This window comes from Cellulophaga sp. F20128 (assembly GCF_023015805.1).
Taxonomy (GTDB): domain Bacteria; phylum Bacteroidota; class Bacteroidia; order Flavobacteriales; family Flavobacteriaceae; genus Cellulophaga.
Genome location: NZ_JALKBA010000023.1, coordinates 34,676 through 46,773, shown reverse-complemented (window position 1 = coordinate 46,773; position 12,098 = coordinate 34,676). Strand labels below are relative to the sequence as shown.

The window sequence follows — 12,098 nt, the reverse complement described above, 5'->3', positions numbered from 1 at the left end:
AAAACTAACATCTCATTAACTGGTTTTGCTGTTCCTACTGCTGACCTTTCAATCGGAACTTTTAAGCTTACCGATGTTGTAGATCCCACCAACCCCCAAGACGCAGCAACTAAGGCATTTGTAGAAGCAGCAATAGCAATAGCTCCCGCTGTAGCCGCCAAAGAAAACACCGCCAATAAATCCACAGATGGCACTTTGGTTGATAACTCAGATACGGATTTCCCCACAGAGCAAGCCGTTAAAACCTATGTTGACACCAATTTAGCTACTGCCTTATCTACTGGAAATACTGCTTTATTAGCTGAAGTTTCGCGAGCAACAGCTGCAGAAAATGCAAACACTACTAGCATAGATGCTATTAACGAATTAGCAGATGGCAGAATTTATGTAGGAGACGGTAGTAACAACGCCACTGAAGTTGTTATCTCTGGAAATGCGACAATGACCAACGCAGGTGTCTTAACAATTGTTGACGGGGCAGTTACATCTGCCAAAATTTTTGACGGAACTATTTCAAATGTTGATGTAGACCCTACTGCTGCAATTGCTGGTTCCAAAATAACACCAGACTTTAATGCCCAAAATGTCGTTACCACAGGAACATTAGCAGCTGGCAGCACTACTATAACTGGATCATTAAATGTTTCTGGGACAACAACAATTAATACTGGTGTAAATTCTACCGCATTACCTACAGGAAGGGGAATAGCAAACCAAGTTTTAACCACAGATGGTGCTGGTACAGCAATATGGCAAGCCCCAGCCGTAAGAGCTATGGGGAAAGTTGATGCAACAGGAACAGCAGTAAAAATAACCCCTACCGTTACATCTGCGTATTCTGTCCCTGGTGTTTACACTGTAAATCTAAGCGCTTTAAGTTTAGGGGGGGACTACATCATTCAATTAACTCCTTTAAATGTAGGTACAACAGCATTAACAATTCAAGTCACAGCACAATCAGCCGCAAGCTTTACCGTACAAATATCAGATAGTGCAGGAACACCAACAGATGCAGCTTGGTTCTTTACCGTAACAGATTTTTAGTAGATGAAAAATATACACTACTTCATACTAGTTCTACTTACCACAAGTACGTTTGCACAATCTGCCCTGTACAATAGCGGTAGCATTCGCATTCATGACACCGCTACCCTTGGGTTTCATACCAACCTAATCAATAACGCTACCTTTGACCAAAATTTGGGTACCGTAGGTTTTTACGGCCCCACCGTTACCAGCGTTTCAGGGGCGTTTATTCCTGTTTTTTATGATATCGAGATATTTAAACCCCTAAGTGCTGTTGACCTAGAAACTTCTATAGACGTTACCAACGCGCTTAATTTTATAGATGGTGATATCCGCACCTTTAGAAACAACCCCATAGAGAACATGATTGTATCTCCAGATGCCTTTACTACCGGAGAATCTGATCTCTCTAAAGTAGACGGCTACCTGTCTATAAAACAAAAACAAAATTTCTTTTTTACGGTGGGTGACGCTAGCTATATTAGACCACTAACCTTAAATTCTGAAAGTGAAAACCCAGAAGCCAAATGCGCCTATTTTTACGAAGACCCCAACATACCCACTACTTTTAACACCAGCTTTAACACCAATAGCCGAGAAAAAGAAGTACGTGCGCTTAGCACAACCGAGTTTTGGGATATTGATGGCAGCCTACCTTCTACAATTAGTATTTCTTGGAATGAACGCTCTGCAATTTCCAATATTGTTGATGAATACTATCAAATAGGGGTTGCGGGTTGGCACCGCACTGCAAAAAAATGGATAAACTTAGGGAGCGTAAATCCTATAGGCGATTTAAACCAGGGTGCCGTAACCTCAGAAACCTTTGTTCCCAATGATTATGAAGCCATTACCTTTGCCAAAATGGCCATTCCAACGAAATTATTTAAATTAAACAATTACCTTGTTAGCAATAACGGAGATGGGATCAATGATTTTCTCTACATCCCTGAACTGGAAGAATCTCCCAACAACCGCATTCGTATTTTTGATAGAAACGGACTTCAAGTGTTTGAACAAAACAACTACCAAAATGAGTTTACCGGTTTTTCTAACATGAACAATCTTGTATACCAAAGAAATGAAGGTTTGCCTAGTGGCGTGTATTTCTATTTGGCGTATTTAGATGACTTACAATTAGAGTTTCAAGGCTTTTTATACCTTACCCATTAATTCTACTGTCCACTATTGGCATAAGAACACTACCTTTTTTAAAATTTTTGACCTCCAAATTTTATAGCTTCACGTTTACAATATAAGGGCAGCTTATAGACAACTCCCAACAATACTTTGTATTTTTGGTCTCCTTTAGTATTACTATGGCAACCAAAATATCCTATACACTTATCTCATCCCTAGAAACACATGCTGTTCGCCACGCTGTTTTACGAGCAGGAAAACCCATTTCTTCTTTTATCTTTGATGGTGATGATACACCAACTACCATTCATATCGGTGGTTTTTATAAAAACAAATTAATAGCCGTTGTTAGTTTATTTAAACAGAAGAACGAAGCTATTTCTAGCACCAACGCCTACCAATTGCGAGGAATGGCAGTGTTAGAAAAGTACCAAGGCCAAGGACATGGCCGTAAAATTATTGCGGTTGCCGAAACAATTTTAGAGAAAAAGAACGTTTTTATAGTATGGATGAATGCAAGAGAAAGCGCAATTCCATTCTATATTAATTCGGGTTATTCTAAATTTGGGCCTATTTTTGATATTCCAGACGTAGGTTTACATTATGTGATGTATAAAAAATTAAATTCATAGTTATGCAAAGAAGGTCATTTATTCTAAAAAGTGGTATTGTAGGAGCCGTTGCTTTAACACTACCCAACTTTATTTTTTCGCAAGAACAAGACATGGAATATTCTGTTCAAGAACTAATGGGGCAAACAGATATTGATCTTTACGGAAAAGGCATTAACCTACGAAAAGAAGCCCATGACGCTTTCCTTAAAATGAAAGTTGCCGCCTATAGTGATGGCTTTGATCTTAAAATAGTCTCTAGCTATAGAAACTACGCAAGACAAGAAGGTATTTGGGAACGCAAATATTTAAAATACACTCAAAACGAAAATTTAAGCCCCCTAGACGCTATAGAAAAAATTGTGGAATATTCTACCATTCCTGGCACTAGCAGACATCATTGGGGTACCGATATTGACATTATTGATGGGTACCAAAAAACCACTGGCGATGTCCTTGTTCCTGAAAAATTTGAAGCAGGCGGCCCTTTTGAGGACATAAAAATATGGATGGACGAGAATGCCCAAAAATATGGTTTTCATTTAGTGTACACCAATGATAAAAAAAGAAGAGGATTTAAGTATGAACCTTGGCACTATAGTTATGCCCCTATTTCCATACCCATGTTAACCCAGTTTAGGAGTAAAAATATCATGCGCCTATTACACAACCAAGATTTACTAGGAAGTGAACACTTTACTACAGGCTTTATAAAATCTTATATAGTGAATAATATTTTAGACATAAATCCAACACTATTATAACTCTTTTTGTATCTTTCTTTTACTAACCAAGGAGCAGCACCACAATGAAAAGAGGAAATTGGAAAATTAGAATCATCATAGGTTTAGTCATTGTTGCCTTTGCATTTGTGCAACGCTGCAACAACAAAGAAGAAAACCCTTATACGGGTCGTGTTCAAAATATTAATATGAATACCGATCAAGAAATTGCCATAGGCTTACAAAGTGCCCCTGAAGTAGCACAGCAATATGGTGGTTTATTCCCAGACCAAGGCAAGCAAGCTTTGGTAGATGCCATTGGCACTAAAATAGTACAAAATAGTATAGCTAAAGAAACTCCTTATAAATTTGAATTTCATTTACTGGCAGATGACCAGACCATTAATGCATTTGCATTACCTGGAGGGCAAGTTTTTATTACCCATGCTTTATTTTCCCAGCTCACAGAAGCGCAATTAGCCGGGGTTTTAGGCCATGAAATAGGACATGTTATTGGCAGGCATTCCGCGGAGCGCATAGCGGATAGTAGTTTTTGGCAAACCCTAACGATGGGTGCCTCGGTTGGAGCTGATATGGGCGGCGTGGTAAGTGGTATAGGACAAAACACCTTATTGACAAATGGCCGTGGTGATGAGCTGGAAAGTGATGAATTAGGTGTTTTATTTATGATTCAAGCGGGTTATAATCCGGAAGAAATGATCGCCGTAATGAAAATACTAAAAGCTGCCGCTGGCCCTAATAGGCAACCAGAGTTTCAAAGTACCCATCCTGACCCTGAAAATAGAATAGAAAAAATTAGAGAAGCCATTGCCAAATACAAGAAACAGCAATAAAAAATCGTTAAAAACCCATTATTCTCGTTCTTTTTCCATAAATTTGGAGCACCCCAAGCTTACATATTGACCATTAATACACTTATTGCTTTGAACTTTTATAATTCAAAAAATGAGACGATATGGAATGGCTACTACATTATAAAAACATTTACCTCAGTGCATTTGACGATTGCAAACCAGGTATAGCAGTTACAATTTTAAAAATATATTCTGTTTTTTGCTTCGCACTTATCTCTATTGCCGTTTATGCTTTTTTATACAGAGCATTTACAGGATTTAGATTTTAAGGCAACCCAGTTGCAAGAACACAATTACGGTATTTCAATATACTTATAAAATTCTATTGATTAATTTCAATGGATTTTTTTTTACCTCTTGAGAATACATTCCCTTTTTTGCCTTTGTGTAATTCCTTGCTAGTCGCGATAAAATTGCGATATGACCCTATGCAACAATCAATACCACTCAATTATTTGGGGCATATGTATTTTTAAAAATCATATTGTGCACTCCCTTTTTTTTGCGATATCGTTTTAGTAACAACTTCTCTTTGACAGAATCTGAAAAATCTAAAAAAAGAAGCTCTAAAGGCTCTAAAACTTAATAAATGATGGTATTTTTGAGCTGCAAACAATTTACACCATGAATAAGAAAGTTATTTTAATGATTTTAGATGGTTGGGGAAAATCTCCAGACCCTAAAGTCTCTGCCATAGAAAATGCAAACACACCATTTATAGACAGTTTATATACAAATTACGCCAATGCCAATTTACTAACCGACGGTATGAGTGTTGGACTTCCAGAAGGTCAAATGGGCAACAGTGAAGTAGGACATATGAATTTAGGTGCAGGCCGTATTGTGTACCAAGATTTGGCTAAAATAAACTTAGCTATCAAAGAAAATACTTTAAAGGATGAAAAAGTATTGCAAGACGCCTTTAAACACGCCAAAGACAACAACAAGCCTATTCATTTTTTAGGCTTACTAAGTAATGGAGGTGTACACTCGCACACTACGCATTTAAAAGGATTAATTACCGCAGCAGAAAATTACGGTATCGAGAAATCATATGTACACGCTTTTACTGATGGTAGAGATGTAGACCCTAAAAGTGGTAAAAATTACATAGCCGATTTAACCAACTTTTGTGCCGGTAAAAAAACGCAACTAGCTACTATTATAGGAAGGTACTATGCCATGGATCGCGACAAGCGATGGGAACGCGTAAAACTAGCCTACGATCTTCTAGTACACAATACAGGGAGTTTATCTAACAACCCCGTAGAAGCAATACAAAACAGCTATGACAATGATATTACTGATGAGTTTGTACAACCCATTGTTGTAACAGACAGCAACAATGCACCCATTGCTAAAATACAAGAGGATGATGTTGTTATATTCTTTAATTTTAGAACAGATAGAGGAAGAGAATTAACGCAAATGCTGAGTCAGGAAGTATTTCACGAATACAACACCCACCCCCTATCGCTGTATTACGTAACTATGACCAATTATGATGAGTCGTACAAAAACGTGGCTGTTATTTACGACAAAGCCAATATTGAAGAAACTTTGGGAGAGGTACTTTCTAAGGCGGGAAGAAAACAAATACGTATTGCTGAAACAGAAAAATACCCACACGTAACTTTTTTCTTTAACGGCGGTCGAGAAGTTCCTTTTGATGGAGAAAAGCGCATATTATGTCCGTCTCCAAAAGTAGCGACCTATGACCTGCAACCAGAAATGAGTGCTTTTGAAATAAGGGATGCTATTATTCCAGAATTGGAAAAAGGGGAGGCCGATTTTGTTTGTTTAAATTTCGCCAATCCGGATATGGTGGGCCATACAGGTGATATGCAAGCAGCCATAAAAGCCTGTGAAACTGTAGATAGCTGTGCAGCATCTGTAATCACTACTGCCTTAGCTAATGGGTATACTACCCTGGTAATTGCAGATCACGGAAATTGTGAAACAATGGTAAATCCTGATGGAAGCCCCAACACCGCACACACTACAAATCCAGTTCCTTTAATTTTGGTAGACAAAGAACTGAAGCACATTAACGATGGTGTTTTGGGTGATATTGCACCAACCATATTAAAGTTAATTGGTATTGAACAACCAAAATTAATGACTCAAAACTCTTTAGTTTAAGATCTTCAATCTATAGATGATTGTACAAGATTGTTTTAACTTTGCAAACTATGGTAAAAATAAAAACCCTTGAAGAAATTGAAATTATGCGCGAAAGTGCGCTTATAGTTTCCAAAACCCTAGGCGAAATAGCCAAAGAAGTTAAACCTGGTGTTACCACTTTAAAGTTAGATAAAATTGCAGAGGAATTCATAAGAGACCAGGGTGGTATTCCAGGATTTCTAGGATTGTATGATTTTCCAAACACCCTTTGCATGAGTCCCAACGACCAGGTAGTTCACGGAATCCCAAACAACACTCCCTTGGTAGAAGGGGATATTATTTCTATTGATTGTGGGGTATTAAAAAATGGATATTACGGAGATCACGCCTATACTTTTGAGGTGGGAGAAGTACATCCTGACACCAAAAAATTACTAGACATCACCAAACAATCGCTTTATGTTGGTATCCGCCAATTTAAGGCAGGTAATAGGGTTGGCGACGTAGGTTTTGCCATTCAACAGTTTTGCGAAGCCGAAGGATATGGAGTGGTTCGTGAACTTGTAGGCCATGGTTTAGGCAAGCAAATGCATGAAGGTCCAGAAATGCCAAATTACGGAAAACGTGGTAGAGGTAAGAAATTTGTAGATGGTATGGTGGTTGCTATAGAGCCAATGATTAATCAAGGTACCAGAAAAATTGTACAACACAATGATGGGTGGACCATAACCACTGTAGACAACAAGCCTAGTGCACATTTTGAACACGATGTTGCTTTAGTAAATGGTAAGCCACAATTACTATCTACCTTTGACTATATTTATGAAGCATTAGGAATAACCAGCAATGAAGAAGATGAATTTAGAAAAATAAGCAACAGTTAATCGTTAGCCTTTTATCCCTTGAAAAAAACATTCAAAAACATCCTTAATCTGGTTCCCAGGCCTTGGCTAATTAAATTAAGTTATGTTATTCGGCCTGTTTTAGCACTTTATTTAAAAGGAAAGAAGTATACAGACCCTATAGACCAGAAAAGCTTTCGAAGTTTTTTACCCTATGGATATGAAAAGCAACGAGACAATGTATTATCTCCTTCAACACTTTCCTTAGAACGCCACAGATTACTATGGCTGTACCTACAGAACGAAACAGATTTTTTCGCTGCACCGCATAAGGTTTTGCATTTTGCACCAGAACAAGCGTTTTACAAACGTTTTCGGAAAATGAAGAATCTAGACTATACCACAACAGATTTAGAATCTCCCTTGGCAGATGTAAAAGCAGATATTTGCAAATTGCCTTTTAAGGACAACACCTATGATATTATTTTTTGCAATCACGTGCTAGAACACATCCCAGATGACACCAAAGCAATGCAAGAATTGTATCGAGTTTTAAAACCTGGTGGATGGGGAATTTTTCAAATTCCACAAGATCTCAATAGAGAAACTACTTTTGAAGACAACAGCATAACCGACAGAAAAGAGCGGGCGCGTATTTTTGGACAATACGACCATGTACGCATTTATGGCAGAGATTATTTTAATAAATTAAGAGCCATTGGTTTTGGTGTTGAAGAAGTAGATTACACCAATACCCTTTCCCAAGAAGCAGTTACCAAGTACTGTCTCGCCAAAGGTGAGCTTATTCCTATTGTAAAAAAATAAACCTATTGCAATATTAAGGATTTAAAACCTTGGGTCATAAAGTCTTTAGCCTCCCCGTTTTCATCCAAATAAACCATATACACTTCTAGTGTACTGTCTTTTTCTAAGATCTTTTTGGAAGCCTCCAAATCCATAGCCATAAAAGCAGTGGCATACCCATCTGCTTTGGCACAATTGTCTGTAATTACCGTTGTCGCCAACACCTTTGAATTTTTAGTAAAGCCAGTTAATGGGTTTAAGGTATGTACATATTTTTCACCAGTTACAGCGTCTATTCTAAAATGCCTGTAGTTCCCTGATGAAGCCATAGAAACGTCTTTTAAAGCTACAGCAGCCTTATACTCCGTTCTATCTTCAATTTGCGGATCATTAATGCCTACAACCCAACTCTTATCTTTGAGAACGTTTTTTCCTTTTGCGGTAATTTCACCCCCTACCTCAATTAAATAATTCTCTACTCCCTTAGCCTCCAACATTGCCGCTAAGCGATCAATACTATACCCTTTGGCAATAGCATTAAAATCGAAATTAATACTAGGACTCTGCTTCCGAACTGTTCCTTTATTGGTAAGTTCTACCTTATGAAACCCAACAAATTGTAACAAACTATCTACTCTAGTACTATCCAATTCTATTTTTTGACCAGGACCAAAACCCCATGCATTGACTAAAACACCAACCGTTGGGTCAAAATAACCACTTGTTTTTGCATGGATTTCTTTAGAGAGCAAAAATACATCAGTAAACATATGATCTATTTTTAAAGTAGAGTCTCCTTGGTTGATCTTGGAGATGTCTGAGTCTGGTATATAGGTAGATAAAGAATGATTGATTACTGCAAAAACAGAATCAATTTCCCGTTGATAATCTAACTTAGTGTTAGAAAAATAAATGATACTGTAAGAGGTACCAAGAGCTGGGCCGTTATTTCTATTTTCAATTATTTTAGAGGAGTTTCCTCTTTTACAACCAAAAAATAATGCAACAACCATTAAAAGTAAAACCCCTTTTATTTTAAATCTCAATAAGCCCTTCATAATCAACAATATATTCTTCATTTAAGTAAACTGGCAAATTACCATCAACTGCATTTGATAAGCCTACACCGGCATAGTAGGTCTTGGCATCCATTTTTTCAGCATGCTCCTTCATTTTTTTCATAAAAGCAACATCATAAACCTTAGGGTTGTTTGGGTATGCTATATCCCGGACCACAATAAAATGCAATTGCTTATCCTTTAGACATACAAATTGTGGGTTTTTCTTTGGCTGGCTATTAACCCCCATAAACTCAAATCCTTCTGCCTCTAACTGCTTACCAACAATATTCATTGCTAAATTATGTAGTTCTTGTGCCGATAAAGGTTTTCCCATACTACAAAATTAGAACAAAAAAAAGAGACTACCCCACTAAAAGGACAATCTCTTTCTAACTAAATTAAATTTTAAAAGTCAATACACTAAAGACTCTTTAAGTACTTCACTGCAGCATATGCATTGGCTGCTTTTGCGTACTTTAATGCTGTAACACCAATTTTTGAAGTAGCATCCACGTCGGCCCCATTCGCCACTAAAAGTTGTAACAAATCTACTTTGTTGTATCTAGCAGCGTACATTAATGGCGTCATTTCCAATGCTCCTGATTTTTGGTTGATATCTGACCCAAATTCTAAAAATTTTTGAGTCATTTCATAATTACCTTGAACCACAGCAACACTTAAGGGTGCTAAATTTTTAATGGTTGTTTTGGTAATTTTTAGATCTTTATCTTTACTAGAGTCAGATCCTGGGCCTGCACTAGCAGATACACTTGTTGCTAATAAACTAAATAAAATTCCGAATGCGATAATTGATTTTCTCATGATAATTGATTTTTGATGTGATGAATGATTTAACTTTTGATTTATATTAATAGAGACGACCGTAAATTAATTTTGTTTCACTTTTTATCCATATTAATATTTATTTAACATTTCAGTTATAAACTTGACAAATAAGTAACAGCTTCTGATGCCTTAGATATTTTGGCATATTCTAGTGCCGTAACGCCTACTTTAGAGGTAAGTTCTACTTCCGCACCATTGGCGATAAGCAATTTTAATAATTTTACATTGTTATACCGAGCAGCATACATTAAGGGAGTCATCCCCATTACTTTGGAGCCTTCATTGATATCTGACCCGTATGCTAAGAATTGCTCTGTTAATACGTAATTTCCTTTGGCAACTGCTAAATTTAAAGGTGTTAAATTCTTCGTTGTCTCTTTAACCACTTTTTTGTCGTTCATTGGGTCTGCAGTAGTTTTTGCACTTACTGATAAAACACTAAATAAAATTCCGAATGCAATACTAAATTTTTTCATAATTGTTGTTTTTAAATGATGATGAATTGATTATGGTGTAAATGTATTGCAGTTTGTTTGTTTCCAAAACTAGTTTATGACCAACGGTAGAATCTTACGAGTGAACGGTAGCTAACCTACTAATGGATTGAAAACAAAGGAGCGTCAAAAGGAGCAGTCCTATACAAGAAACAGCTAAAGTGCACGGGCAATTGCTACACCCTAAAAAATAGAAAAGCCGATACATTGCTGTATCGGCTTTTCTATTTTATTTCATTTGCGGGTTATCCACCAAAGTCATCAAAACGTATATGTTCATCTGGTATACCGTAATCCTCACCCATTTTCTGAACAGCTTTGTTCATTAATGGCGGGCCACAGAAATACAACTCAATATCCTCTGGAGACTCATGGTGACTTAAATAGTTATCGATAACACAATTGTGTATAAAACCTACAAAACCATCACCTGGAGCATCTACATTCTCCTTGACCTTCCAATTATCCTCTTCCATCGGCTCTGAAAGTGCCAAATAGAATTTAAAGTTAGGAAATTCTCTTTCTAACTCATAGAAATGCTCTAAGTAGAACAACTCTCTTTTAGAACGACCACCGTACCAATACGTTACTTTTCTACCTGTACGTAAAGTTTTAAATAAATGATACAAGTGAGAACGCATTGGCGCCATCCCTGCTCCACCACCAACATATAACATTTCAGATTCGGACTCATTGATAAAGAACTCGCCGTAAGGTCCTGAGATGACAACTTTATCCCCTGGTTTTTGTGCAAAAATATACGATGAGGCTATACCAGGATTTACATCCATCCACCCATTTTTAGCTCTATCCCAAGGTGGGGTTGCTATACGTACATTTAACATAATTTCTCGTCCTTCTGCTGGAAAAGAGGCCATAGAATAGGCTCTTTCTACAGTTTCGGTATTCTTCATTGCCAAAGGCCATAAACCAAATTTATCCCATTCTGCCTGAAACTTATCTGGTGTTTCATGTTCTTCAGGATGTGCAGTAATATCGATATCTGAATATTTAATTTCACATTCAGGAATTTCGATTTGAATATAACCACCTGCCTTATACCCCATATCTTCTGGGATTTCAACAACAAATTCTTTAATAAAAGAGGCAACATTGTAATTACGAACAACGGTAGCTTCCCATTTTTTTATACCAAATACTTCTTCAGGAATAGTAATATCCATATCCTGCTTCACTTTTACCTGACAAGCCAAACGAACACCGTGACTCAATTCTCTTCTAGAAAAATGTGGCGTTTCTGTTGGCAGCGCTTCCCCACCACCCGATAATACGTGACACTCACACTGTATGCAAGTACCACCACCACCACAGGCAGACGGTAAAAATATTTTTTGATTACCCAAAGTGGTCAATAATGAATTCCCAGAACCCACTTCTATCTTTTTCTCACCATTTATAGTTATGGTAACAGGACCAGATGGAGATAATTTTTCTTTGGTAAAAAGTAAAAGAGCAACTAGTAACAGTAATAATACCATAAAAGCTATTACTGTTATAACAATTGTACCTATTGTGCTTGTAGCTAAAATCAT

At 37.2% G+C, this 12,098-nt stretch carries 14 protein-coding genes; 9 read left to right on the top strand and 5 right to left on the bottom strand.

The window, feature by feature from the left end; all coding sequences use genetic code 11:
• The 9 genes from MWU65_RS16070 to MWU65_RS16035 all read left to right on the top strand — a co-directional run.
• Positions 1 to 1,044: hypothetical protein (locus tag MWU65_RS16070; RefSeq protein WP_247079609.1), on the top strand; the 1,044-nt coding region annotated here is incomplete at its 5' end.
• A gap of 3 nt (positions 1,045 to 1,047) precedes the next feature.
• The gene (locus MWU65_RS16065; RefSeq protein WP_247079607.1) at positions 1,048 to 2,199 is read left to right on the top strand and encodes a gliding motility-associated C-terminal domain-containing protein; all 1,152 of its coding nucleotides are present in this window, start codon (positions 1,048 to 1,050) and stop codon (positions 2,197 to 2,199) included.
• Between the two features lie 146 nt (positions 2,200 to 2,345).
• On the top strand, positions 2,346 to 2,798 hold the full coding sequence (locus tag MWU65_RS16060; RefSeq protein WP_247079605.1) for a GNAT family N-acetyltransferase: 453 nt from the start codon (positions 2,346 to 2,348) through the stop codon (positions 2,796 to 2,798).
• Between the two features lie 2 nt (positions 2,799 to 2,800).
• On the top strand, positions 2,801 to 3,541 hold the full coding sequence (locus MWU65_RS16055; protein ID WP_247079603.1) for a M15 family metallopeptidase: 741 nt from the start codon (positions 2,801 to 2,803) through the stop codon (positions 3,539 to 3,541).
• A gap of 44 nt (positions 3,542 to 3,585) precedes the next feature.
• Complete coding sequence (locus MWU65_RS16050) at positions 3,586 to 4,353, top strand: M48 family metalloprotease (protein ID WP_247079601.1); 768 nt, start codon at positions 3,586 to 3,588, stop codon at positions 4,351 to 4,353.
• Positions 4,354 to 4,475: 122 nt separating this feature from the next.
• On the top strand, positions 4,476 to 4,643 hold the full coding sequence (locus MWU65_RS17815) for a DUF6747 family protein (RefSeq protein WP_348646044.1): 168 nt from the start codon (positions 4,476 to 4,478) through the stop codon (positions 4,641 to 4,643).
• 355 nt (positions 4,644 to 4,998) lie between these two features.
• Positions 4,999 to 6,516, top strand: coding sequence for a 2,3-bisphosphoglycerate-independent phosphoglycerate mutase (gene gpmI / locus MWU65_RS16045; protein ID WP_247079599.1), 1,518 nt, complete (start codon positions 4,999 to 5,001; stop codon positions 6,514 to 6,516).
• A 50-nt stretch (positions 6,517 to 6,566) separates the two neighbouring features.
• On the top strand, positions 6,567 to 7,382 hold the full coding sequence (map, locus tag MWU65_RS16040; RefSeq protein WP_247079597.1) for a type I methionyl aminopeptidase: 816 nt from the start codon (positions 6,567 to 6,569) through the stop codon (positions 7,380 to 7,382).
• An 18-nt stretch (positions 7,383 to 7,400) separates the two neighbouring features.
• Positions 7,401 to 8,165, top strand: coding sequence for a class I SAM-dependent methyltransferase (locus MWU65_RS16035; protein ID WP_247079595.1), 765 nt, complete (start codon positions 7,401 to 7,403; stop codon positions 8,163 to 8,165).
• 2 nt (positions 8,166 to 8,167) lie between these two features.
• Here the strand turns inward: MWU65_RS16035 and MWU65_RS16030 are convergent, their stop codons facing one another.
• From MWU65_RS16030 to nqrF, 5 genes are all read right to left on the bottom strand, one after another.
• Complete coding sequence (locus MWU65_RS16030; RefSeq protein WP_247079593.1) at positions 8,168 to 9,202, bottom strand: FAD:protein FMN transferase; 1,035 nt, start codon at positions 9,200 to 9,202, stop codon at positions 8,168 to 8,170.
• A complete protein-coding gene (locus MWU65_RS16025) occupies positions 9,180 to 9,539 on the bottom strand; it encodes a Na(+)-translocating NADH-quinone reductase subunit F (protein ID WP_247079591.1) in 360 nt (119 codons plus the stop codon). Before MWU65_RS16025 ends, MWU65_RS16030 begins: the two co-directional genes overlap by 23 nt.
• Positions 9,540 to 9,625: 86 nt before the next feature.
• Complete coding sequence (locus MWU65_RS16020) at positions 9,626 to 10,027, bottom strand: ankyrin repeat domain-containing protein (RefSeq protein ID WP_247079589.1); 402 nt, start codon at positions 10,025 to 10,027, stop codon at positions 9,626 to 9,628.
• 116 nt (positions 10,028 to 10,143) lie between these two features.
• Positions 10,144 to 10,527, bottom strand: coding sequence for an ankyrin repeat domain-containing protein (locus MWU65_RS16015; protein WP_247079587.1), 384 nt, complete (start codon positions 10,525 to 10,527; stop codon positions 10,144 to 10,146).
• A 263-nt stretch (positions 10,528 to 10,790) separates the two neighbouring features.
• The gene (gene nqrF / locus MWU65_RS16010; RefSeq protein ID WP_247079584.1) at positions 10,791 to 12,098 is read right to left on the bottom strand and encodes an NADH:ubiquinone reductase (Na(+)-transporting) subunit F; all 1,308 of its coding nucleotides are present in this window, start codon (positions 12,096 to 12,098) and stop codon (positions 10,791 to 10,793) included.